Origin of the sequence: Sphingobium sp. SJ10-10, from assembly GCF_036038995.2 — a bacterium.
Taxonomy (GTDB): Bacteria; Pseudomonadota; Alphaproteobacteria; order Sphingomonadales; family Sphingomonadaceae; genus Sphingobium.
The window spans coordinates 63382-85407 of record NZ_CP158132.1; the positions used below are offsets into that span (position 1 = coordinate 63382).

Here is a 22026-nt window from a genome sequence, read left to right on the forward strand (position 1 = left end):
CTCAATAACTGGCCTCCAAAATAAGGCAAGAAAAGGGGACCGACCGTCATGCAATCCGATAACCGCCGCCGCGTGGCGCCCGCCTTTCTGGCGCTGGGCTGCGTCGGAGCCTTTGCATCGAGTCCCGCCTTGGCGATCGACAAGGCCGACGACGCTGCGGCCGATCAGCAGACAGATGCCGGTCAGATCATCGTCAATGGCCGCTATAATCAGGAAATCATCTCGCCCAAGGCGACCGCGCCGCTGATCAACACGCCCCGGTCGATCGCGATCGTCAGCGAAAATGTGATCAAGGACACCGGATCGGCCACGCTGGTGGAGGCGCTGCGCACCGTGCCGGGCATCACCTTCGGCGCGGCGGAGGGCGGCAATCCGATCGGGGACCGGCCTTTCATCCGTGGCTTCGACAGCCAGGGCAGCACCTATGTCGATGGCGTGCGCGATACCTCCGCCCAGTCGCGCGAAACCTTCGCGATCGAGCAGATCCAGGTGGTGCGCGGCTCCGACAGTTCGCTCGGCGGGCGCGGCAGCGCTGGCGGGTCGCTCAACATCATCACCAAGCTGCCCCGTGACCGCGATTTCGCCGCCATGGACCTGTCCTACGGCACTGCCGACTACAAGCGGATCACGGCGGACATCAATTACAAGCTGACCGATTCAGTCGCCTTCCGCGTGGCGGGCATGTGGCACGATCAGGACGTGGCCGGTCGCGACGCCCTCTGGCAGAAGCGCTGGGGCGTGGCGCCTTCGCTCACCATCGGGATGAACTCTTCGACGCAGCTCACCTTGTCCTGGTATCATCTCGATACGGACGAACTGCCTGACAGCGGCATTCCCTATACTTATGTCTGCTCGACCACGACTTGCAACGCGCCGACCGGCTTCACTTTTTCGGAACCGGCGATCGGGGACGTGACGCTGGCCAATGGCACCACCGGCCATGTCGGCCGTGACACTTTCTACGGCCTTGAGAAGCGCGATTTCCGCAAGAGCAAGACGGACCAGTTCACGGTTCGCGCCCAACATGATTTCGGCGGCGTGACGCTGCGCAACACGGCGCGCTACAGCCACAACAACCAGGCCTATATCTATACCCAGCCAGACGACAGTCTGGGCAATGCCTATAATAACGGCCTGGTGTGGCGCCGCGCCAACAGCCGCTACGGCTATGTCGACACGCTGACCAACCAGACCGACCTGTTCGGCAAGTTCAACACCGGTGGCATCGAGCACAGCTTCGCCGCTGGCGTCGAATTTTCCTGGGAAAAGGCGCGGCGCGGTTCCTATGTCACCCGCGGCCTGCTCAACACCAGCGGCAATAATGTGGGGAGCGAAGCGCTGACGACCGGAGGGACTCAGGGCGCCTCCACCCGTTGTTCCGCCGCTGCCCAGTTGCGCTATAATTGCACCAGTCTGTTCGCGCCCAATCCGGCCGATCCCTGGGTCAACTATGCCAATGAAACCTCCACGGTTCCGGCGGCGATCTCCAGGACTCTGCCGATCGCGGAAACGCAGACCGACGCCGATACGCAATCGGCCTATCTGTTCGATTCGATCACGCTGACACCCTGGCTGATCGCCAATCTCGGCCTGCGCTTCGACAGCTTCAAATCTTCGGTCCTGCCCGGTCAGCCGATCGCGGCGACCCAGAGCTTCCGCCTGACGCGTGAGGACGATATCTGGAACTGGCAGGCGGGCCTTGTCGCCAAGCCGACGCCGAACACCAGCATCTACGTCTCCTATTCCACCGCCGCCACGCCGCCGAACAGCCTGGTGGGTGAGGGGCAGGAAGGCAACAGCTTCGGCACGGTCAACAATGCGGCGATCGTCGACGCGCTGAAGACCGAGCGGACCAAAAGCTACGAGGTCGGCGCCAAGGCGGACCTGTTCAACTCCCGCCTGTCGCTGAACGTCGCGCTGTTCCGGACCGAAACGAAGAATGCCCGCGTCACTGGCCCGAACAACACGGTCGAGTTTGTGGGCGAGCGTCGGATCAAGGGCGTGGAACTGGGCTTCAACGGCGAAATCCTGCCCAAGTGGAGCGTCTTCGGCGGCTATACCTATATGGACGCCGAGATCGTCGACGGCGGTTTCACGGCGCTGACGGCGGCTGAAATCAAGCAGGGTAATGTCGTCATTCAGCCCGCCAAGACGGTGCTGGTGACATCGGTCAACACCGGCCGCCAGTTCCCGCAGACCGCCAAGCACAGTTTCTCGCTCTGGACCAATGTGGAAGTGCTGCCCAAGCTTAATATCGGCGGCGGCGCCTTCTATATGAGCCGGGTGTTCGGCGGCTATGCCGACGACCGGAAGGCCACGCAGGACAGTTCAGGCGTGGTGACGGTCAGCCCCGCGAGCAGGATCATCGCCCGGTCGGTGCCGAGCTACTGGCGCTTCGACGCCCGCGCCAGCTATGAGTTCAACGACAAGGTGGGCCTTAGCGTTAATGTCCAGAACCTGACGGACAAACTCTATTTCAGCCAGGCCTTCTCCAACCATTATGCGACGATGGCAGCGGGTCGGTCGGCCTTCGCGACGCTCAGCGTCAAATATTGATGAGCAAAGCGCCTCCGCCTTCGCTGGCCGATCTGAGCGTCATGAGCGCCGAGGCGCTCGCGGCGCGGCTGGCGGAGCCGGGGGCGGATCGCGCCGCATTGATCCGCGTGGCGGCGGAGGGCGGCGTTGCCCAGGCGCAACTGCTGCTGGGGCAGATGCTGCTGGACGGGACCGAACTGCCCGCCGATCCGCGCGCGGCCTTCGGCTGGTTCAACCGGGCGGCGGCGAGCCATGACATGTTCGCGCTCAACATGGTCGGGCGCTGTTATGAGCTGGGATGGGGCGTCGCCGTCGATCTGGATCGCGCCACCGAATGTTATCGCGTCGCCGCCGGGCAGGGCTTGGCTGAGGCCATGTATAATTATGCGACCCGCCTCGCTTTGGTGGAGGAGCATGAGGCGGCGCTGGACTGGTTTCGGCGGGCGGCGCTTGATCCGGGGCTGATCGGGGCCAAGGCGGCCAATTATATCGGCAGCTTTCATGAGGATGGCTGGGCGGTAGCGGTCGACCGGGCCGAGGCTTTGCGTCAGTATCGAATTGCAGCCGAGGGCGGCGATTTTCGCGGCCAGTTCAATCTCGCCCGGCTGCTGGCCGAAGATGGCGCGATGGAAGAGGCGCTGCGCTGGTTTGGCCGGGTGCGGGAGACGGCTACGCCCGCCTTCATGGACAAGGCGGCCGACCATCTGCGCCATTCGTCCGATGCAATAGTGCGGCAGGCGGGTCTGGCCGCCTTGCTGGGACAGGAGTTGCCGACATGCTGACCGTCATTCCCGAGCTGCTGGATGCCGATACCGTGGGACGCGTCCGGGCGCTGATCGACGCGGCGCAGTGGGTCGACGGCAATGTCACCTCCGGCCATCAATCGGCCCTGGCCAAGCGCAACCTGCAATTGCCCGAAGACTGCGCCGAAGCGAGGCAGGCGGGACAGATGGTGCTGGATGCGCTGGGCCGGTCGCCGCTGTTCATTGCCGCCGCCTTGCCGCTCAAGGTCTTTCCGCCCTTGTTCAACAGCTATGCGGGCGGACAGGCCTTTGGCACCCATGTCGACAATGCGGTGCGGATTCAGGCTGGGACCGGCTTTCGTGTGCGGTCGGACCTGTCGATCACCGTCTTTCTGGAGGAGCCGGAAAGCTATGATGGCGGCGAGTTGACAGTCGAGACCAATTTCGGCGTGCAGCGGGTGAAGCTGGCCGCCGGGCATGCGGTGCTCTATCCGTCATCCTCGCTGCATCGGGTGGAGCCGGTGACGCGCGGGCGGCGGGTGGCGAGCTTCTTCTGGCTCCAGTCCATGGTGCGGGACGATGCGGTGCGGCAGATGCTGTTCGACCTCGACAGCAGCATCCAGCAACTGGCGGTCGATCTGGGGCATGATAATGCCCAGGTCATCCGGCTGACGGGGGTCTATCACAATCTGCTGCGGCGCTGGGCCGACGCCTGATCGCATAAGGGTTGCGGGACAGCGAAGAATTGTCAGGTGGAATATGGGCCGCCATCCGCTCAACCCGGCCGTTTCCGGTCCGAATCAACCGCCGATAGCTCGCGCCTCACGCACCACCAGCACCGGCACGCCATCCCGCACCGGGAAAGCCAGCCCGGCCGCCTCCGACACCAGTTCGCTCCGTTCCGCATCCCAACGCAGCGGCGTGCGCGTTACCGGGCACACCAGCTTGGCGAGCAGCGCCGGATCGGGCGCCTCGCTCATTGCATCGTCGCTCCGCCATTGCGCTCGATCCGCCCGACGATCTGCATGAGCTGGATGATCCGGTCCGCCCGCTCGTTCAAAGTGTCCGCTTCCAGCAAGGTCTGCTTGGCCGCCGGATCGAAGGGCACGATCTGCGCAATCCCATTCACCAACGCCATGTCGTCCAGCCGCGACACCGCCGTCCAGTCCACCACATAGCCCAACGCATCGGCAAAGCGCCGCGATTCCTGCTCCAGCGATGCCCGTTCCACCGCGGAGAGGATTTCGTCTTCCTCCGCGATTGGCTCCACATCCGCCTCGATCTGGCGAAAGGCGGTGGGCACGTCCAGTTCCCGCACCACTCGAAAGCGCGCCAGCCCCTTCAGCAGGATATTGTAGCGTCCGCCCTCCAGCGCCTCGATATGGGTGATATGGCCCAGGCAGCCTACATCGAACAGGGCCGGCTTCACGCCTTCCTCGCGCGGCTGGATCATGCCGATGCGCCGGTCGCGGGCCATGGCGTCATGAATCATCGCTTGATAGCGCGGCTCGAAAATATGCAGCGGCAGTTCCATGCCCGGCAGCAGCAGCGCGCCGGGCAGGGGAAAGATCGAGATGCGCGACATGACCCCGCGCCGATCAGGAGAAGAGTATCTGGGAAAGCTTGCGCCGCTGCCCCGCGACCCAGGGGTCTTCCAGCCCGCTCGCCTCGAAAAGCTTGAGCAACTGCGCCCGCGCCGCGCCGTCATTCCACGCCCGGTCGCGCCGCACCAGTTCCAGCAATTCTTCCGCCGCCCGGTCGCGGTCGCCATTGGCCATCAAGCCATTGGCCAGTTCGAAGCGCGCTTCATGATCGTCGGGATTAGCCGCCACCTTCGCCTCCACGCCCGACAGGTCCGCCACCGGCCTGGCATCGCGCGCGAGGGCGATCGCGGCGCGGGCGCGCTCCACCGCCTGATCCTTGGCGATATCGGCGGGGAGAGCCGCCAAAACCGCTTCCGCCTCGTCCCACTGCCCCAGCGCCACCAGCGCCCGCGCCTCGCCCGAAGCGACATCGGCATTGTCCGGCACCATCTGCGCGACCTGCTGGAACACCGACAGCGCCCGTTCCACCTCGCCGCCCGCCAGCAGCTCCTCACCCATGGCGATCAGCGGCGCGATTTCCTGAAGCTGCGCCTTCTCATCCGATTCGATCGGCAACTGGCCCAGCAACTGGTCGAGATACTGCTTGAACTGCCCCTCAGTCCGCGCCTGGCTGAGGTCGGCTACCGGCTGGCCCTGGAACACGGCATATACGGTCGGGATCGACTGGACACGGAACTGCGCGGCGATGAACTTGTCCTCATCGACGTTGATCTTGACCAGCTTGACGCCCTTTGCCGCATAATCGGCGCAGACCTTCTCGATCACCGGGGCGAGCTGCTTGCACGGCCCGCACCATTCGGCCCAGAAATCGACGATCACCAGGCTGGTGCGCGACGGCTCCACCACATCGCGGCGGAATGTTTCCACCGATGCCTTGTCGGCCTCGCTCAGTCCAAGGGTCGCCACTTCACTTATCTCCTGCTGCAAACGCGGTTGCCAAGCCGCTCTCATACAGCGCCTTATGTGGGGCGTCACCCCATAGGAACAAGGGATATTGGAAGGCGTGGCCGGTGCCGATCGCGCCGATCGGCCGGGCCTCGATCCGGCGAAGGAAATGATGGTCGAGTCGGCATGATCGGCCAAAATCAGCGCATATTTGCCTCGCCCTAAAGGAAATATTTGACCTTTATATCCTGCCGCACCGCAGTCCCCGCCATGGCGAACTGCGCAGAGCGGAAGCTGGGCGCGCCGAAACGGATCGCCGGATTGCGCGAAAAACCGACCCCTTCACGCGGAATGCCTGCGAAGGTGTCCAGCTTCCCATTGCCATTTTCGTCGTGAATGATGGCAATGGCATAGGTTCCCGGCTCCATCCGCCCCAGCGCGATGGCGCCGGACGTCACCGGCACGGTGAAATGCCGTCCCTCGGGATCGTCGCGGCAATCGGGAAAATGCGCTGCCTGCCGCGTGACGCAGATCAGGAAATCGCCCTTGACCGATCGCAAGCCCCGCACGTCCAAGCTGAGCGGCTGCGCCTGGTCGGGGGGAGCGGCGCCCGCCATCATTGCCGCCGCGACGATCGTCAACCCTGCCTTGATTCTCACGTCGCCTCCTCGAAGCTGCCCAATCCCCTGTCGGTCCCGCACAGCTGGTCCCAGAAGCGGAAATAGAGTCCATAATTGCACGCATATTGCTCATGATGCCGCTGATGATGGCTGGCGGTGATCAGCCAGCGCCCGGCCGGACCCCGCACCATCCAATGGGGAAACATTTCCCACCCCATATGGTTGCTGACGCCCATCACGGTCATGATCGTCAACACCACGCCCAGCGCGCCCATATGGATCGGGAGCAGGAACAGCAGCGCCGGGATCACGACCGCGCCGGTCAGCGCTTCCCATGGGTGGAAGCTCATCGCGGCCCAGGCCGTCGGCGGGCGGCTGGCATGATGCACGGCGTGGGCGATCCGGAACGGCCGGGGCCGGTGCATCCAACGATGCGTCCAGTAGAACCAGGCGTCATGCGCGGCGAGATAGAGCAGCACGGACAGCGGCAGATACCAGAGCGGTAAGGCGTGAACGTCGGTATAGACCCGCGTCCAGCCATGCGCCTGCCAACCCCAGGCGACCACGCCCGCAGGCACGCCATAGATCAGCGCGGACGCCAGCGACCAGGCGATCTCCCGCCGGATCTGTTGGTGCAGTCCCGCATAAAGGCCCGGCTTCCTGAAACGGGTCGCCAGCGCGAAAGCCCCGCTGGCCAGCAAATAACGCACGCCCACGATCATGCTCATGGCCAGGGCGGACAGAAAGATGGTGGCAGGCATGACGCCGACCTTAGGCAGTCCGAAGCCCGCCGTCACCCACAGGCTTCAGGTGCGGGGTCGCGCCTGCCGATAGCTGCCGAGTATCCGCACCCATTTGGTATGGAATTCCAACTCCGCCAGCGCCCGGTCGATCGCCGGATCGCCCGGCATCCCCTCGATGTCGCAATAGAATTCCGTCGCGGCGAAGCTCGCGCCCCGCTGATAGCTTTCCAGCTTGGTCATGTTGACGCCGTTGGTGGCAAAGCCGCCCATCGCCTTGTAGAGCGCGGCCGGAATATTCTTCACCTCGAACAGGAAGGTGGTCATAACCGGGCCAACCCCTGCCGCCGGCATTTTCGGCTCGCGCGAGAGGACCAGGAAGCGCGTCATATTGTCGTCGCTATCCTCGATATTCTCCGCCACCAGGCGCAGGCCATAGAGTTCCGCCGCCAGATAGGGCGCGATCGCGCCTTCGCCCGCCACTCTGGTTTCCGCGACCAGCGCCGCGGCGCCCGCCGTATCGGCATAGGAAACCGGCTGAATGCCCCGCTCGCGCAGATAATGGCGGCACTGGCCCAGCGCCTGCGGATGGCTGACCGCGCTCGTCACCGGCGCGATATCGGCCGCCATCAGGCAGTGCCGGATGCGCAGGAAATATTCGTCGATGATGTGCAGCCCGGATTCGGGCAGCAGGAAATGCATGTCGGCCACGCGCCCATGCAGGCTGTTCTCGATCGGAATGATCGCCCGCGCCGCACGTCCTTCCCGCACCGCATCGATCGCATCCTCGAACGCAAAGCAGGGCAGGGGCACGCAATCGGGCGCATAATCCAGCGCGGCGAGATGCGAATTGGCGCCCGGCGCGCCCTGAAAGGCGACCGCGCGCGCGGGATCGACGGCGGCCTTTGCGGCGAGGTCCGCGACCAGATCGCGGGCGGGGGCGGGATAGTTTTCCATGGGCGCTAGCGCGCTTATTCGCTTCATCGTGCCCGCGCAAGCATCCTGTCTGGATGCAAAGCCATGAAAAAGCGTGCGCGATCCCTCTCAACCCCGCTTGCGCGTTCGCACTTGCGCCATTATGGCAGCGCGCTAGAGGGGACGCGACAACCAGCGGCCAGAATAGAAATCCAGGGGAATTCGAGCGAATGGGCGATCGTTTCAACACCGCTGCCGGTTGGGCTTTGTTCGCGGGTATCATCGCATTGGGCGGTGCCATCGTCAGTTCCAAATTCTTCCATGAGGAACGGCCCGAGAAATTGGGCTACGCCATCGAAGGCGTCGAGGCTGAAGGCACGGGCGGCGCGGCGAGCGGTCCCGGCCTCAACACCCTGCTCGCCAGCGCGGATGTCGCGGCGGGCGAAAAGATATTCGCCAAGTGCGCGGCCTGCCACACCGTCAACCAGGGCGGCGCCAACGGCATCGGCCCGAACCTTTATGCCACGGTCGGGGAACCGATCGGCCAGGGCAAGGCCGGCTTCGCCTTCTCCGAAGCGCTCAAGAGCAAGGGCGGCAACTGGACTTTCGAGAGCCTGGATCACTGGCTGACTTCCCCGCGTGAATTCGCGGCTGGCACCAAGATGACCTTCGCGGGTCTTGGCAATCCTGCCGATCGCGCGAATCTGATCGCCTGGCTGAACACCCAGGGTTCGAACCTGCCGCTGCCCGCCGCCGATGCGGCTCCGGCTGCTGCCGGCGACAATGCCGCAGCGGTGGAGGGCGGCAATGCCGCTGCGTCCAACGTGGCCGAGGCTCCCGCCGCCAAGGATGCCACGGGCAAGTAAATGCTGACCGGCGACCCCGTTCGGGTCGAGGATCTGATGGGCGCGGCCATGCTGGCCGCGCTCGATGCGCTGGCGGCGCTGCGCATTACGGTTTTCCGCGCTTTCCCCTATCTCTATGACGGATCGGGTGAAGCGGGCGCGCCTATGAGCGCGATTATCTCACCGCCTATGCGAACAGCCCCGGCGCGCTGATCGCCGACGCTTTTGCGGGCAACCGGCCGGTCGGCGCCGCCACCGCCGCTCCCATGGCGGACCATGCCGCCGAATTCGCCACCCCCTTTCGGACATGCGGCATGGACATCGGCCAAATCTATTATTTTGGCGAATCGGTGCTGCTGCTCGACTGGCGAGGGCGCGGCATCGGCCACGCCTTTTCGACCAGCGCGAAGCCAAGGCACGGGAACTGGGTTTCGCCCTGACCAGATTCTGCGCGGTCGTCCGTTCACCGGATCACCCGGCCCGCCGCACCGGCCATGCGCCGCTCGATCCCTTCTGGCGGGCCCGCAGCTATGCCCCAGTCGAGGGGCTGGTCCGCCATTTCGATTGGAGAGATCTGGGCGAGCCCGCCGAAACCAGCCATCCTATGCAATTCTGGGTCAAGTCCCTCGGCATGGATTGACCGGCCGCCGCACAGAGCTTCGTCAGAATCGCATGCCGCCGATCCCCGTCACCCGCCGCGCCGCGTCGAGCGCGATCGTCAAGTCCGCCCGGCCCGGCATCTCCACCAGCATATGCCGGGTCAGCCGCTCATAATGCTGGATGAAGTGCGCCACTTCCGCATCGGACATGCCACCCGCCGCCGCCTTTCGCAGACCATGCTCCTGCTGGGTCCGCCAGCGCCGTACCACCTCGAAGCCCGGCGCGGCCAGCATCACCAGCCGGTCGAGCCGCCCGAACAGGGTCTGATAATCGCCCGCCAGCGCCCGATTCACAAAGGCGCGCCAGACGCCGTCCGCATCCTCCTCCCGCTCCAGGGCGTTGACCGGCGCTGCAAGCTCCGACGCCTCCTGCGGTCGCGCACCCACGCACCAGCCCTCCAGCAACAGCAGCCGCGTTCCCGCCGCCGCCCGTTCCCACCGCGCTTCTGGCAAGCGGTCGTCCGACGCCTTGTCAAAGCGCGGCAACAACGCCGCCTCGCCCCGCTCCAGCGCTTCGATCACCTGCAATCCCAACGCCACGTCATGCGTCCCCGGCACCCCCCGCGTGCGCAGCAGCGGATGCACGGCCCTGGCCAGAGCCTCCCGCTCCGCCCGCGTACGATACAGATCGTCGATCGAAAGGATCGCCGCCGGAACCCTGTCCTCCGCAAGCCGCGTCCGCAATCCGTCCGCCAGGGTCGATTTGCCGCTGCCCTGCGCCCCGCACAGCCCGATCACCAGCAGCCGGTCACCGCGCTCCGCCAGCGCCCGCCGCACCAGTTCGTCGACCGCATCCAGCGCCTCATGCGCCATTGCTAGCGCGCCGCGATCAACAGCTTGTCGATCTTGCGCCCGTCCATGTCGACGATCTCAAATCGCCAGCCCTGATCGTCGATGAAATCGCCCACTTCGGGCAAGCGCTTGAGCAGCCACAGCGCATGGCCTGCGACCGTCGCATAATCCCGATCATCCGGCAGGTCGATGCCAATCCGCTCAGCCAGCAGGTCGACCGCCATCTGGCCCGACACCAAAAGGCTGCCATCCTCTCGCTCGACCAGATCGGGTTCATCCTCGCTGCCCAGATCGGACACGAAATGCCCGGCGATGGCGGACAGCAGGTCGGCGGGCGTCGCAATGCCCTCGAAATGCCCATATTCGTCATGCACCATGACCATCGGCACCTCGGCGCGGCGCAGCACTTCCAGAGCGTCCATGGCGTCGACCTGATCGGGCACGATCTCCACCTTGCGCATCAGCGCTTCCAGGTTCAGCCCTTCGCCCCGGAACAGCGCCGTCATGATGTCGCGCGCCTGCACGACGCCGATGATGTCCTCCACTGTGCCCCGGCCCACCGGCAGTCGTGTGTGCGGCGTATCGAGCAGCTTGGCGCGAATCGCCTCCTCATCGGCATGGATGTCGATCCAGTCGACATCCATGCGCTGGGTCATCACCTCGCGCACCGGGCGGTCGGCCAGACGCACGACGCCGGAAATGATGGCGCGCTCGCTTTCCTCGATCACACCGGACTTGCTCGCTTCGGCCACGATCAGATGCAGTTCCTCCGCCGTCACATGATGTTCCGATTCGCGGGTCATTCTGAGCAGGCGGAAGATCAGCGCGCTCGACCTGTCCAGCAGCCAGACGATGGGAGCGGTGATCCGCGCGAGCCACAGCATCGGCGCCGCCATCACCACTGCGATCGGTTCCGGTGCACGCAGGGCGAACTGCTTGGGCACCAGCTCACCGATGATCAGCGAGGCATAGGTGGTAAGCCCGATCACCAGCGCGAAACCGATATTTTCGGAGACATTGGCCGACAGGCCCAGCACCTGCAACCGCTCGCCCGTCGGTCCGCCCAGGCTGGAGCCCGAATAGGCGCCCGCGACGATGCCGATCAACGTGATGCCGATCTGAACGGTGGAGAGGAACTTGCCCGGATCGGCCTGCGCCTCGAGGGCGGAGCGCGCGCCGCGCCGTCCCGCTTTCTCCATCGCCTGAAGGCGCGGCTTGCGGGCGGACACGATAGCCAGTTCCGACATGGCGAAAACGCCATTCAGCGCGACAAGCGCCAGAATGATGACGAGGTCGACCCAGGGAAAGGGCGTCGGAGCGTGCGGGGGGATATTGGCCATGGCGGTCAAGGGCCACCTATAACCTTGATTCTTACAATTTCACAACCGTTCCATCAGCCACAGTTCAGTTCGCTTGTGGAACAAATGCTCCGTCTCGACCATTGGGGATGCATCCGTCGCTCGTCGGACGCACAAAAAAAGGGAATTGAATCCATGCGGAATTTTCATCGCATCATCGGCGCGGCCGGGCTGGCCGCCATGCTGGCCACCACCGCCTGCACCACCGATCCCAACACCGGCAACCGCACCATTTCCAAGGCCGCGATCGGCGGCATCGGCGGCGCGCTGGGCGGCTATCTGCTGGGTGATCTGGTCGGTGGGCGGCATGACCGCACCGAAAAGATATTGGGGGCGGGCATCGGCGCGGTCGCGGGCGCGGGCATCGGCGCCTATATGGACGCGCAGGAAAAGAAATTGCGGGAAGAAACCGCCGGCAGCGGCGTGGACGTGATCCGCGATGGCGACAATCTGGTGCTGCGCATGCCGTCGGGCATCACCTTCGCCACCGACAGCTCCGCCGTGCAGCCGCAGTTCCAGCCGACGCTGAACGATGTGTCCTCGGTGCTGGCGCAATATCCCAAGACCTATATCGACGTATACGGCCATACGGACAGCGACGGCACGGACGCCTATAACCAGAGCCTGTCGGAACGGCGCGCTCAGGCGGTGGGCGATTATCTGACGAGCCACGGCGTTCAGTCGGCCCGTATCGCGACGCGCGGCTTTGGTGAGACCCAGCCGATCGCCTCCAACGCGACGGCGGAAGGCAAGGCGTCGAACCGCCGGGTCGAAATCAAGATCGCGCCGGTGACGGAGCAGGATGTGCGGAGCTGAGGCTGACCCAGAACTGCAATGGGCCATTCCAAGACATTCCCTCTCCCGCGTGCGGGAGGGGGCGTGTCTGAAATCCACCCAATCCAGTCACTCCAACATGGCGGCGAGGGCGGGGGTCATATATTCCTGCCCTCCGGATGCCGTCCGCTGCATCAGGCAGGCGGCGATGCCCTGGCGCGTTGCGAGGGCCATGCCCCGGTCTTGGCCCAATATCATGATCGCGGTAGCCCAGGCGTCCGCCAGCATCGCGCTTTCGTGGAGGACCGTGACGGAAGCGACATCGTTTGCGATCGGGGCGCCGGTCTTGGGGTCTATGCTGTGCGAGAGGCGGGTGCCGTCCACCTCGCGGAAGTTGCGATAGTCGCCAGAGGTCGCGACCGACAGGCCGCATAGCGCGATGCGCAGCGTGGGCAGGAACAGGCCTGGAGGAGCCTCTACGTCGACCCACCAGGGCTGGAGGTCGGGCTTGACGCCCTGTCCCCGCAATTCGCCGCCAATCTCTACGAGGAAATGCGTGGCGCCGAGATCGTGTAGGGCCATCGCCACGGCATCCACCGCAAAGCCCTTGGCAATGCCGGAAAAGTCCAGTGTCACGTCGGCGGTGCGGCGGGCGCGGTCGCCCTCTACCTCGATCGCGGTCCATGGCGCGGGGTGGTTGGGCGCGGCGGACAGACCTGTGAGGCCGTCTGGCCCGAAGCCCCATCTCGCGACGAGGCGGCCCACCGCCGGATCGAACGCTCCGCCGGACAGCCGCGCCATGTACAGCCCTGCGCGCAGCACCGTCATCATGTCGGCGGGAAGCGCCATCCATTTGCCGACCGGCGCGGCGTTGAAGCGGCTGATGGCGGAGTCCGCTTCCCAATTGCTCATCTGCGCGATGACGCGGTTCAGCACTGCCTCGATCGCCATCGCGCTGTCCGGCGGCGCATCGACGATGCGGGCCGACCAGCTTGTGCCCATGGTCGGCCCGCCGAAGTCGCTGATCTGCCCCAGCCAGTGTCTTGGCCTGAAGGCGTCGGGCGACAGGCCGGGCGGGATGGCGATGCGGATGGGGGCGGGGGTCAGCCCTGCACCTCGACCGTCATGGCATAGGTGGCGCGGTCCTGCGGCGGACCCATGGGGCGCGGGGCGCCTTCGCCTGCGGGAGTGGCCTGGCTCTGCGGATTGCCAGCGCTGGGGTCTTCGCCCGGACCACGCCGTCCGCCGGTGCTGAGGCTGACCCAATACATGCCTGCTTCCGGCCAGGTGAACGTCACCTTGCCCTGGGCGTCGGTCTTGGCGTCCATCTGCTTGAGGTTGGAGCGGTAGCGGATGCCGCCGGGGATGGCGACCACGTCCAGCCCGGCGGCGGGCTTGCCGTTGAGCAGGAACTGGAAGGTGGCCGCTTCGCCCACGGCAAGATCGTTGGGATGGGTGACGGGCACCATTTCCAACCCCTTGCCGGTCGTGGCGAAGACCTTGCGATCCGGTTCGCCTGCCGTCACGAAGGTCTCGATGCGCGTCGTTGCGGTCGCGGTCTGCACTTCCGTCGCGCCCTGCGGCACGGCGGTCGCCAGCGTGGCGGCAGTGGTGCCGCGCGGCAACATCTTGCGCTCGCCATTGAGCATATAGCTGCCCATCAGCATCTCGTTGGCGATGGCGATCTTGTACGTGCCCTTGGTCTTGATGCCGAGGTCGAAGGTCTGGCGCAGCTTGCCGATATAGCGGTTTTCGACCTGCACCATGCTGCCGTCGGGGGCGGTCACGACCGGCTGCCAGTCCTGGCCCGGATGGTCGAAATAATAAAGATCGCTGGAAATGGCGGCATCGACCGTCAGCCATTCATTGCCGGAGCCCGCGAACATGGTTTCGGACGGCAGCATCCAGGGACGCGCGGCACCTGCCATTTGCGGCAGGGTGAGAGCGGTGGCGGCGAGCAGCAGGAGCTTGCGGAATTTGGTCATCGGCTTATCTCCTTGGGATATCTCGAATAATTTAAGCCGTATTCCTGCGAAGGCAGGAATCCAGTTCAAACGGTGGGACTGGGTTCCTGCCTGCGCAGGAACACGGAGGAGGTAGGCTTAACGTGACAGGACGGCGCTGACCGCGCCCAGTTCGAACTTGCCCGTAGCGCTGCCCTTGCCTCCTGTGGCGGTTACGTGGAGCGGCACCCGCACCAGTTCGCGGCCGCCATTTTCGCGGGCGGCTTCGACCATCAGCGTATATTTGCCGGGCGTCAGCGTTGGCATGCCGCCCTTGCCGGCGGTGAAGCTGAGCTTATGGGTGCCGGGCGCGCGGGTGGCGCCGGATATGCCGTCGGCGGGCAAGGTCAGTGATCGGCCCGAGGCGCGCCACCACATGCGAATGTCGCGTAGCCATTTGGCGCCACCATTGTTGCGCTTGTCGACATCGTAGAGGACCGACAGGGTGCGGGCAGGGGTGCCCTCCTTCTCCAGCCAGATCGCCACATAGGGGCGGTGATATTCGGCCACCGACAAGCGCGGCAAGCTAAGCGTGACGTCCAGCGTCTGTGCGGTGGCGGGGGCGGCGAGGGCGGTCGCCGCGCTCAGGACGCCGCCGGTCAGGACGATCTTGTGGCTGATCTGCATGAGGTGAAAATTCCCCGTTAATGGATGAAGATGATGGCGAGGATCGCCGGAATGGCGAGGCCCATGGCGACCAGCGGCCAGGTGGTCGGGCGCTTCCTGGCATGGAGCCACAGCAGCAGCAGGCCGGTGAGCGCAAAGAGGAAGCAGGCGACGGCGAAGATGTCGATGAACCACTTCCATGCCTCGCCCGCATTGCGGCCCTTGTGCAGGTCGTTCAGATAGCTGATCCACCCCCGGCTGGTCGCTTCGCTGGTGACTTCGCCGCTGTGCCGGTCGATCGACACCCAGCCGTCGCCACCGGGATGCGGGAGGGCGAGATAGATCTCATCCGCCGACCATTCCGCCTCGCCCTTGCCGCTCTGGCCCATCTGCTTTTCCACCCATGTAGCGATGGGGGCGGGGAGCGGCTTCTTGGCGTCCAGCGCGTTATCCGGCGCGACCTGCTTCAGCAGTGCGGGCGGCAAAGTGGCGGATTGGGTGACGGTCTGCGGCGACCCCTCCACATCGGCGGCGTGGTTCAGCGTGATGCCGGTGAAGGCGAACAGCAGCAGGCCGATCAGGCTGATGGCGGAACTCACCCAATGCCAGGTGTGAAGCTGTTTCAGCCAGAAGGCCTTGGGGCTCTTCTTCTTGTTCGGCTGAGCGCGGACGGGGGCGTGCATCGGGAGCGGGACGAGTCCTGTAGGGGATGAGGCCGGTTGCATAACGCGAACGACTCGCAATTGCAAACCTGCCGCTGTGCCAAATTTGTATCAAAATGTACGAGGCGAAGCCGGATCGTTGCCGGGCGGCGGCGGCTGGCTGGGGGTTGCGGCGTCCTGCTATTGACGGGTGGCGCCATCCCAACTAGCCGCCTTTGAAACGGGGGTGACATGAAAACGTCATCGGTTCCGATGGCTTACCCGCAAAGGACGAACATATGCTGACGCCAGCCATTGCCGCTGGAATGTTGATGATGGGTGCGCAAGCGGAGGCGGCCGGTGCGTCGCAACCCGCGACACCCGTTGCGACGCAAGCGACCGAAGCCGGCTCCAGCCCGCAGGCCGCTCCGCAAGTGCTGGTCGTGCCACCGCCGCCGGTGATGCCGAACCTGCCCGGCACTGGCAACCAGCCTGCCGTTCCTGCGGCCCGGCCGGGCGATATCGTCGTCACCGGCCGCACGACTCCACCGCCGGGCGACCCGATGGAACGGCTCAACATGAAGAGCTTCGAGACGGTGCAGGCGGTCGACAAGGCCGTCGTGGAGCCGGTCGCCAAGGCTTATAACAAGGGTCTGCCCAAGCCGGTGCGCAAGGGGTTCCGCAACTTCTTCTCCAACCTGCAGGAGCCTGTGGTGTTTCTCGCCTATATGCTCCAGTTCAAGCCGGGCAAGGCGATGGAGACGGTCGGGCGTTTCACTGTCAACACTACGCTGGGCGTGGCGGGGTTGTTCGACGTGGCGAAGCGCAAGCCCTTTTTCCTGCCCTACCGGCCCAATGGGTTGGCCAATGTGCTGGGCTATTATGGCGTGGGGCCGGGGCCTTACATGTATCTGCCGATTATCGGGCCGACGACGCTGCGCGACGTCATTGGGGATACGGTGGACAAGATGGTGGTGCCCTTCGCGATCGGCAAGCCGTTCAACGAGCCCAAATATGTGATCCCGGCGACGATCCTGAACCAGTTGGGCCAACGCGCCGCCTTTGACGAGACGATCCAGCAGATCCGCGATGAGGAAAACCCCTATGCCTTCTATCGCGAACTGTATCTGAACCAGCGCAAGGCTGAGATCGAGGCGCTGCATGGACGCAAGCCCGAGCAACCTGTGGTGCCGGTCTATGGGCCGGGGTTGGGCAAGGTCACGCCGCAGGATGTGATAGAGGGAACGGCGGACGCGCCGCAATAATCCGGCAAGCCGTCATTCCCGCTTCCGCGGGAATGACGGGCAGTCTTACCTTCCCAACAACCCGCGCGCCTGACCGGCGATTTCGGCCAGCATCGCGACATTGGGCGTCGCGGCCGCCTTGGCGCGGTGGACGAGGGCGCGGAATTGCTGGATGCGGGCGCCTTTTTCCTTCAGCCATTCTTCGACATGATGGCCGATTTCCTTGCCCTTGCCCAGGGCAAGGAAATCGAGCCGGACCTGCTGCATGTCGCGCGCCACGCCGGAGATCAGCAGCCGCTCCCACGGATCGGACGGTTCCATGCGCGCTGCGGTGGACTGGACCCAATCGATGCCGACCGCTTCGCCCAAATGAGTGAAGGCGCGGGTGAGGGCGACCTCATCGACCGATAGGCGCCCTGCCAGCGCGGCGATGCCGACCGCGCCGTCCAGCTTGAACAGTCCTGCGGTGCGGCGAGCGAGCTCTTCCGGCGCACCGAGCGACAGCAAGCGATCCATCACAGCCGTGACGCGGCGCAGCGCTTCGCTGGTGAGCAGGTCATCCACCTGCTTCGCCAGCTTCCCTACGCCCTTGGCCAGCGCGGCATGGCCCGCTTGCGGAAGCGTGCCGGAGGACAGGCTGCGCAATATGTCCGCGATCTGCGCCCGCATGCCGCTGGCGATGTCACCGAACAGGGCGAGGCGGGCGGCTTCGGACATCTCCGCTGCATCGATATCGTCCCATAGCCGGTGGATGTCGTACAGCCGCTCCGCGATCAGGAAGGCGCTGGCCAGGTCCGCCAGCGAACAGCCCTCCTCCTCCGTCAGTTCGAACGGATGGATAAGGCCGAGGCGGTTGACGATGCGGTTCGCGACCTTGGTGGCGATGATTTCCTTCTTCAGCGCATGGGCCGCGATCGCATCGGCCTCCTTCTTCTGCATCGCGGGGGGGAAGGCATGGGCGAGTTCGCTGCCCATGCTGGCGTCGGTGGCGAGGTCGCCATGCTCGATGGCGTCCTGCAAGGCGAGCTTGGCCGTCGACAACAGCACCGCCAGTTCCGGGCGGGTGAGGCCAAGTCCATCTTGCCCGCGTCGCAGCAACTGGTCGTTGGCGGCGAGACCCTCGACCTGGCGATCCAGTCGGCCTGATTCTTCGAAGGTTTCGATCAGCCGCACATAGCTGGCAAGGTCGGCGCCGCCGCCTGCCTCCGCGATGGAGAGGCCCAGCGCCTGGAGCCGGTTGTCCTCCAGCACGATGTCGGCCACCGCGTCGGTCATGCTGACCAGCAGCTTGTTGCGATCCTCGAAGGGCAGGCGGCCTTCCGCCATTTCCTTGTTGAGCGCGATCTTGATGTTGACCTCATTGTCCGAGCAGTCGACGCCCGCGCTATTGTCGATGAAGTCGGTGTTGATCCGGCCTCCACGCAGGGAGAAGGCGATGCGCGCGGCCTGCGTGGTGCCCAGGTTCGCGCCTTCGCCCACCACCTTCACGCGCAATTGTTCGGCATTGACGCGCAGGCGGTCATTGGCCGGGTCAGCGACGTCGCCATGGCTCTGCGCGGCGGCCTTTACATAGGTGCCGATGCCGCCGAACCAGAGCAGGTCGTTGGGGCTTTTCAGGATCGCGGCGATGAGCGCGGTCGGCTCCATCTCCGTGTCGGTGACGCCCAATATGGCCTGCACTTCCGGGGTCAGCGATATGCTTTTCAGACTGCGCGAAAAGACGCCGCCGCCCTTGGAGATCAGCTTCTTGTCATAATCGTCCCAGCTGGAGCGGGGGAGCTGGAACAGGCGGTTGCGTTCCTCCCACGACCTGGCCGGATCGGGTTCGGGGTCGAGGAAGATATGGCGGTGGTCGAAGGCGGCGACCAACTTGATCGCTTTCGACAGCAGCATGCCGTTGCCGAACACGTCGCCCGACATGTCGCCGCAGCCGACGACGCGCACCGGCTCGCTCTGCACATCCACGCCCATTTCCGCGAAATGGCGCTTCACGCTGATCCACGCGCCCTTGGCGGTGATGCCCATCGCCTTATGGTCATAGCCGTTGGAGCCGCCGCTGGCGAAGGCGTCGCCCAGCCAGAAATTCCGCTCCAATGCGATGGCGTTGGCGACGTCGGAGAAGGTCGCCGTGCCCTTGTCGGCGGCGACGACGAAATAGGGATCGTCGCCGTCATGGATGACGACCTGCGCGGGATGTTTGACCTTGCCCTTGTCGATATTGTCGGTGACGGAGAGCAGCGAACGGATGAAGATGCGATAGCTTTCCGTACCCTCTGCGAACCAGGCGTCGCGGTCGGCTTGGGGATTGGGGAGTTGCTTGGGATAGAAGCCGCCCTTGGCGCCCGTCGGCACGATGACGGCGTTCTTCACCCGCTGCGCCTTCATCAGGCCCAATATTTCGGTGCGGAAATCGTCACGCCGGTCGGACCAGCGCAGCCCGCCGCGCGCCACTGGTCCGGCGCGCAGATGGATGCCCTCGACGCGGGGGCTGTAGACCCAGATTTCCCGCCATGGCAGCGGCGCGGGCAGGCCGGGGATCAAGGCGCTGTCGAGCTTGAACGCCAGTGCTTCCTGCGCCGCCGGGGCGTAGAAATTGGTGCGCAGCGTCGCGGTGATGACGGCGCGCAGCAGGCGCAGCACGCGGTCCTCATCGATCGCGGTGACCTTTTCGAGGCCTTCGTCAATGGCGGTCTGTGCGGCCTGGGCGCGGGCCGCGCCATCCTTCGCATTGGGGTCATGCAGCGCTTCGAACAGTTCGATGAGCTGGCGGGCGATGAGCTGTTCGCGCCGCAGCGTTTCGGCAAAGGTCGCCATGCCATAGGCCATGCCGGTCTGGCGCAGATAGCGGAACAATGCGCGCAGCAGCACGACCGACCGCTGGTCGAGACCGGCGGTGACGATCAGTTCGTTGAACCGGTCATTTTCCGCCACGCCTTCGGTGACCTGCGCAATGGCTTCGGTGACGATGTCGGCGCGGGCGATCACCGCATCGGCATTGCCGCCCGCGGGCAGTTCCAGGACGAAGCGCTGAACATGGCCGAGCGTGCCGCCCTCCACCGCCGTCATCATCTCGTCGATCACGCGGAAGCCGAAATTCTCGAAGGCAGGCACCACTTCGGAAAGCGCGATGGCATCATGGCTGTAGAGTTTGAGCCGCAGCCGTTCGGGTGCGTCGTCTCCATTGCGGTAGACGCGGATCGACTTGTCGCCGGGACCGGACAGGCCATGGAGCAGACGGATGTCGGTCGCCGCCTCGACCGGACCCGCGCCATTGCGATAGCCCATGGGGAAGCCGGGCGCGTAGCGTTGCGCAAGCGTCGCGGCACGGCCCGCCTCCTCGCCGTCGGCCAGCGCTTCCTCGACGGCGGGCAGCCAGCCGCGCACCATCTGCTTCAACTGCCGGTCGAGCGGTTGTTCGTCCGGCACCATGCCTTCGCCGCGCAGGTCGAGCGTGATGCGCAGCAAAGCGAGGCCGCTTTCCTCCAGCGCGATCGACCAGCTCAACACCGGGCCGTTGCAGGCCTGGGACAGCATGTCCTGCACCGCCACGCGCCGGGCTGTGGTCAGCTCCTCGCGCGGCAGCCAGGCGAAGGCGTAGAGATGGCGGGCGAGCGCGCTTGTCCCCAGCACCAGCTTCGGGCGCGGCCGGTCGGTCAGCGACATGAAGGTCAACACCAGCCGTTCCAGCGTCTCGCGGTCGAAACCGATAAGAATATCATGGGGCAGGGCCGTCAGCGCATGGGTCAGCACCTTGCCCGCATGGCCGTGTGGATCGAAATTGAACTTGTCCATCAGCGCCGACAGGGCGGATCGCAGCAGCGGCACCTTGTCCGGCGTCGTCGCCAGCCCCGCGCTGGTCCACATGCCGGCGTGGATGGACAGGGCGGTGACCCGCTTGCCCTCCCGCACGGGGACGACGATCAGGTCCAGCAGCACCGGGCGGTGGACGCGGGAGAGGCGGTTGGACTTGATGATCAGCGGCGTACGCTTGCCTTCCTCGAACCAGGTGAAGGCGGCATCGATCGTGGCGGGGGCCAGCAGCGGCTGGTCGTGCAGGCCGCAGATGCCGATGCGCACATCCGCCTTGCCGCCGCGGTCGCGGCGTTCATGGCCGATCTGGGTGAAATGGCGGGCGAGGAACCAACGGAGCAGCGCCGCGCCTTCCTCATCGGGCACGGCGTCGGCATCGGCGGCCATCGCCTCGCGCATTTTCGGCCAGTCGGTGACGGCGGCGCGGACATCGGCCAACGTGCCTTCCAGCGCCTTTTCCAGCGCCCGGCGAGCCTTGGCGTCGGCGCGGTCCGCCTCGATATAGATCATCGATTCCCGCCGCGCCCCGGCGGCATCATCCTTCAATATCGCCTTCAAATGACCCTGGGCGTCACGTTCGACAGAAAGGACGGGATGCAGCAGGCGGTGGATGATGATGTCGGCGGCGGCCAGCGCATTGGCGATGCTATCCACCAGAAAGGGCATGTCGTCATTGACGATGGCGATCCGCATGAAGCGCCCTGTCGCCCCTTCGCCCAGCGTTTCCATGGCGATGGCGACATGGCCGGGGCGGCGGGTCGCGGCGGCGCGCGCTATGAAGCCGGCGGCCTCCAGCATCGCGTCCTGATCGAAGCCTTCACTCTCGCCGGGGAGCGCGCCGCGTGCCAGCGCCGCTTCCAGCGCGTCGTGAATGCTGTGGTCAACCTGTCTCGATTCAGCCAATGCCGTCATGCTTGCCTCTTGCCCGCGGGATTTGTTCCCGCTTCTTGTGAACGGAGAAGGCGCCGGAGAACCGCCACGCGACTTCTCAAACCGATACCGTCCACTATGCGCCACTGCGTCGTGAGGCTCAACCCAGGGTGGGAAATAAAGTTACTTAAAATTGTAACAATATGATGCAGCGCAGCATGGGGGACGAACGCCCCGGAGGATAATGCATGGCATCGGACCATGATCCCGTTCTGTCAATCCGGCGCGGCGGTTTCTGCCGATAAAAGGGGTTTGGGCCGCGATTAAGGCGTGTTCTATTCGAATGGGAATATCTCCGTTCCGCTGCGGAGGCAGGGGCACG

22 protein-coding genes are annotated in these 22026 nt (G+C 65.1%); 8 read left to right on the forward strand and 14 right to left on the reverse strand.

Annotation, left to right across the window (positions count from 1 at the left end):
* Positions 1 to 48: 48 nt before the first annotated feature.
* From VVT58_RS00250 to VVT58_RS00260, 3 genes are read left to right on the forward strand one after another with little or no spacing between them, the layout of a single operon-like run.
* The gene (locus VVT58_RS00250) at positions 49 to 2556 is read left to right on the forward strand and encodes a TonB-dependent receptor domain-containing protein (protein ID WP_327752861.1); all 2508 of its coding nucleotides are present in this window, start codon (positions 49 to 51) and stop codon (positions 2554 to 2556) included.
* Positions 2556 to 3317: a tetratricopeptide repeat protein gene (locus tag VVT58_RS00255; protein ID WP_327752860.1), complete on the forward strand. Its 762-nt coding sequence runs from the start codon at positions 2556 to 2558 to the stop codon at positions 3315 to 3317. Before VVT58_RS00250 ends, VVT58_RS00255 begins: the two co-directional genes overlap by 1 nt.
* Positions 3311 to 3994 (forward strand): Fe2+-dependent dioxygenase, encoded by a 684-nt coding sequence (locus VVT58_RS00260; RefSeq protein ID WP_327752859.1) that lies wholly within the window; start codon positions 3311 to 3313, stop codon positions 3992 to 3994. Before VVT58_RS00255 ends, VVT58_RS00260 begins: the two co-directional genes overlap by 7 nt.
* An 84-nt stretch (positions 3995 to 4078) precedes the next feature.
* Here the strand turns inward: VVT58_RS00260 and VVT58_RS00265 are convergent, their stop codons facing one another.
* The 6 genes from VVT58_RS00265 to VVT58_RS00290 all read right to left on the reverse strand — a co-directional run bounded on the left by VVT58_RS00265 (position 4079) and on the right by VVT58_RS00290 (position 8084).
* Positions 4079 to 4258 (reverse strand): Trm112 family protein, encoded by a 180-nt coding sequence (locus VVT58_RS00265; RefSeq protein WP_087573304.1) that lies wholly within the window; start codon positions 4256 to 4258, stop codon positions 4079 to 4081.
* Positions 4255 to 4863, reverse strand: coding sequence for an LON peptidase substrate-binding domain-containing protein (locus VVT58_RS00270; protein ID WP_327752858.1), 609 nt, complete (start codon positions 4861 to 4863; stop codon positions 4255 to 4257). The genes VVT58_RS00265 and VVT58_RS00270 overlap by 4 nt, the downstream gene beginning before the upstream one ends.
* A gap of 13 nt (positions 4864 to 4876) precedes the next feature.
* A complete protein-coding gene (locus tag VVT58_RS00275; RefSeq protein ID WP_327752857.1) occupies positions 4877 to 5788 on the reverse strand; it encodes a tetratricopeptide repeat protein in 912 nt (303 codons plus the stop codon).
* A gap of 200 nt (positions 5789 to 5988) precedes the next feature.
* On the reverse strand, positions 5989 to 6387 hold the full coding sequence (locus VVT58_RS00280) for a DUF2141 domain-containing protein (protein WP_066561944.1): 399 nt from the start codon (positions 6385 to 6387) through the stop codon (positions 5989 to 5991).
* A 35-nt stretch (positions 6388 to 6422) separates the two neighbouring features.
* A complete protein-coding gene (locus VVT58_RS00285) occupies positions 6423 to 7148 on the reverse strand; it encodes a sterol desaturase family protein (RefSeq protein WP_327752856.1) in 726 nt (241 codons plus the stop codon).
* Positions 7149 to 7193: 45 nt separating this feature from the next.
* The gene (locus VVT58_RS00290) at positions 7194 to 8084 is read right to left on the reverse strand and encodes a prephenate dehydratase (protein ID WP_066559813.1); all 891 of its coding nucleotides are present in this window, start codon (positions 8082 to 8084) and stop codon (positions 7194 to 7196) included.
* Between the two features lie 188 nt (positions 8085 to 8272).
* On the opposite strand from VVT58_RS00290, the gene VVT58_RS00295 reads away from it, so the two are divergent.
* The 3 genes from VVT58_RS00295 to VVT58_RS00305 all read left to right on the forward strand — a co-directional run bounded on the left by VVT58_RS00295 (position 8273) and on the right by VVT58_RS00305 (position 9327).
* Positions 8273 to 8908: a cytochrome c family protein gene (locus tag VVT58_RS00295; RefSeq protein ID WP_327752855.1), complete on the forward strand. Its 636-nt coding sequence runs from the start codon at positions 8273 to 8275 to the stop codon at positions 8906 to 8908.
* Complete coding sequence (locus VVT58_RS00300) at positions 8909 to 9100, forward strand: hypothetical protein (protein WP_327752854.1); 192 nt, start codon at positions 8909 to 8911, stop codon at positions 9098 to 9100.
* Positions 9101 to 9201: 101 nt separating this feature from the next.
* Positions 9202 to 9327, forward strand: a complete 126-nt coding sequence (locus VVT58_RS00305; protein WP_327752853.1) for a hypothetical protein — start codon at positions 9202 to 9204, stop codon at positions 9325 to 9327.
* A gap of 23 nt (positions 9328 to 9350) precedes the next feature.
* On the opposite strand, the gene VVT58_RS00310 is transcribed toward VVT58_RS00305, so the two are convergent.
* The 3 genes from VVT58_RS00310 to VVT58_RS00320 form a co-directional block, all read right to left on the reverse strand.
* Entirely contained in the window at positions 9351 to 9488 is a 138-nt protein-coding gene (locus VVT58_RS00310; RefSeq protein WP_327752852.1) for a hypothetical protein, read from the reverse strand.
* Positions 9489 to 9549: 61 nt separating this feature from the next.
* Complete coding sequence (locus VVT58_RS00315; protein ID WP_327752851.1) at positions 9550 to 10359, reverse strand: kinase; 810 nt, start codon at positions 10357 to 10359, stop codon at positions 9550 to 9552.
* A 2-nt stretch (positions 10360 to 10361) separates the two neighbouring features.
* Positions 10362 to 11678, reverse strand: a complete 1317-nt coding sequence (locus VVT58_RS00320) for a hemolysin family protein (protein WP_327752850.1) — start codon at positions 11676 to 11678, stop codon at positions 10362 to 10364.
* 153 nt (positions 11679 to 11831) lie between these two features.
* On the opposite strand from VVT58_RS00320, the gene VVT58_RS00325 reads away from it, so the two are divergent.
* A complete protein-coding gene (locus VVT58_RS00325; protein WP_327752849.1) occupies positions 11832 to 12512 on the forward strand; it encodes an OmpA family protein in 681 nt (226 codons plus the stop codon).
* Between the two features lie 87 nt (positions 12513 to 12599).
* On the opposite strand, the gene VVT58_RS00330 is transcribed toward VVT58_RS00325, so the two are convergent.
* From VVT58_RS00330 to VVT58_RS00345, 4 genes are all read right to left on the reverse strand, one after another.
* Entirely contained in the window at positions 12600 to 13472 is an 873-nt protein-coding gene (locus VVT58_RS00330) for an FAD:protein FMN transferase (protein WP_327752848.1), read from the reverse strand.
* Positions 13473 to 13573: 101 nt separating this feature from the next.
* Positions 13574 to 14455: a DUF4198 domain-containing protein gene (locus VVT58_RS00335; RefSeq protein WP_327752847.1), complete on the reverse strand. Its 882-nt coding sequence runs from the start codon at positions 14453 to 14455 to the stop codon at positions 13574 to 13576.
* 117 nt (positions 14456 to 14572) lie between these two features.
* Positions 14573 to 15100, reverse strand: coding sequence for a DUF2271 domain-containing protein (locus VVT58_RS00340; RefSeq protein ID WP_327752846.1), 528 nt, complete (start codon positions 15098 to 15100; stop codon positions 14573 to 14575).
* Positions 15101 to 15117: 17 nt separating this feature from the next.
* Entirely contained in the window at positions 15118 to 15762 is a 645-nt protein-coding gene (locus tag VVT58_RS00345) for a PepSY-associated TM helix domain-containing protein (protein WP_327752845.1), read from the reverse strand.
* A 257-nt stretch (positions 15763 to 16019) separates the two neighbouring features.
* Between VVT58_RS00345 and VVT58_RS00350 the strand changes: the two genes are divergently transcribed.
* Positions 16020 to 16985 (forward strand): VacJ family lipoprotein, encoded by a 966-nt coding sequence (locus VVT58_RS00350; RefSeq protein ID WP_327752844.1) that lies wholly within the window; start codon positions 16020 to 16022, stop codon positions 16983 to 16985.
* A 45-nt stretch (positions 16986 to 17030) separates the two neighbouring features.
* Here the strand turns inward: VVT58_RS00350 and VVT58_RS00355 are convergent, their stop codons facing one another.
* Positions 17031 to 21686, reverse strand: a complete 4656-nt coding sequence (locus VVT58_RS00355; protein ID WP_327752843.1) for an NAD-glutamate dehydrogenase domain-containing protein — start codon at positions 21684 to 21686, stop codon at positions 17031 to 17033.
* Positions 21687 to 22026: the final 340 nt, after the last annotated feature.

Bases quoted from the DNA above. Each gene is read 5' to 3' on its own strand.
- VVT58_RS00250 (WP_327752861.1), top strand. From the start codon at position 49: ATGCAATCCGATAACCGCCGCCGCGTGGCGCCCGCCTTTCTGGCGCTG.
- VVT58_RS00255 (WP_327752860.1), top strand. From the start codon at position 2,556: ATGAGCAAAGCGCCTCCGCCTTCGCTGGCCGATCTGAGCGTCATGAGC.
- VVT58_RS00260 (WP_327752859.1), top strand. From the start codon at position 3,311: ATGCTGACCGTCATTCCCGAGCTGCTGGATGCCGATACCGTGGGACGC.
- VVT58_RS00265 (WP_087573304.1), bottom strand. From the start codon at position 4,258: ATGAGCGAGGCGCCCGATCCGGCGCTGCTCGCCAAGCTGGTGTGCCCG.
- VVT58_RS00270 (WP_327752858.1), bottom strand. From the start codon at position 4,863: ATGTCGCGCATCTCGATCTTTCCCCTGCCCGGCGCGCTGCTGCTGCCG.
- VVT58_RS00280 (WP_066561944.1), bottom strand. From the start codon at position 6,387: ATGATGGCGGGCGCCGCTCCCCCCGACCAGGCGCAGCCGCTCAGCTTG.
- VVT58_RS00285 (WP_327752856.1), bottom strand. From the start codon at position 7,148: ATGCCTGCCACCATCTTTCTGTCCGCCCTGGCCATGAGCATGATCGTG.
- VVT58_RS00290 (WP_066559813.1), bottom strand. From the start codon at position 8,084: ATGGAAAACTATCCCGCCCCCGCCCGCGATCTGGTCGCGGACCTCGCC.
- VVT58_RS00295 (WP_327752855.1), top strand. From the start codon at position 8,273: ATGGGCGATCGTTTCAACACCGCTGCCGGTTGGGCTTTGTTCGCGGGT.
- VVT58_RS00300 (WP_327752854.1), top strand. From the start codon at position 8,909: ATGCTGACCGGCGACCCCGTTCGGGTCGAGGATCTGATGGGCGCGGCC.
- VVT58_RS00305 (WP_327752853.1), top strand. From the start codon at position 9,202: ATGGACATCGGCCAAATCTATTATTTTGGCGAATCGGTGCTGCTGCTC.
- VVT58_RS00310 (WP_327752852.1), bottom strand. From the start codon at position 9,488: ATGGCTGGTTTCGGCGGGCTCGCCCAGATCTCTCCAATCGAAATGGCG.
- VVT58_RS00315 (WP_327752851.1), bottom strand. From the start codon at position 10,359: ATGGCGCATGAGGCGCTGGATGCGGTCGACGAACTGGTGCGGCGGGCG.
- VVT58_RS00320 (WP_327752850.1), bottom strand. From the start codon at position 11,678: ATGGCCAATATCCCCCCGCACGCTCCGACGCCCTTTCCCTGGGTCGAC.
- VVT58_RS00325 (WP_327752849.1), top strand. From the start codon at position 11,832: ATGCGGAATTTTCATCGCATCATCGGCGCGGCCGGGCTGGCCGCCATG.
- VVT58_RS00330 (WP_327752848.1), bottom strand. From the start codon at position 13,472: ATGGGCACAAGCTGGTCGGCCCGCATCGTCGATGCGCCGCCGGACAGC.
- VVT58_RS00335 (WP_327752847.1), bottom strand. From the start codon at position 14,455: ATGACCAAATTCCGCAAGCTCCTGCTGCTCGCCGCCACCGCTCTCACC.
- VVT58_RS00340 (WP_327752846.1), bottom strand. From the start codon at position 15,100: ATGCAGATCAGCCACAAGATCGTCCTGACCGGCGGCGTCCTGAGCGCG.
- VVT58_RS00345 (WP_327752845.1), bottom strand. From the start codon at position 15,762: ATGCACGCCCCCGTCCGCGCTCAGCCGAACAAGAAGAAGAGCCCCAAG.
- VVT58_RS00350 (WP_327752844.1), top strand. From the start codon at position 16,020: ATGCTGACGCCAGCCATTGCCGCTGGAATGTTGATGATGGGTGCGCAA.
- VVT58_RS00355 (WP_327752843.1), bottom strand. From the start codon at position 21,686: ATGACGGCATTGGCTGAATCGAGACAGGTTGACCACAGCATTCACGAC.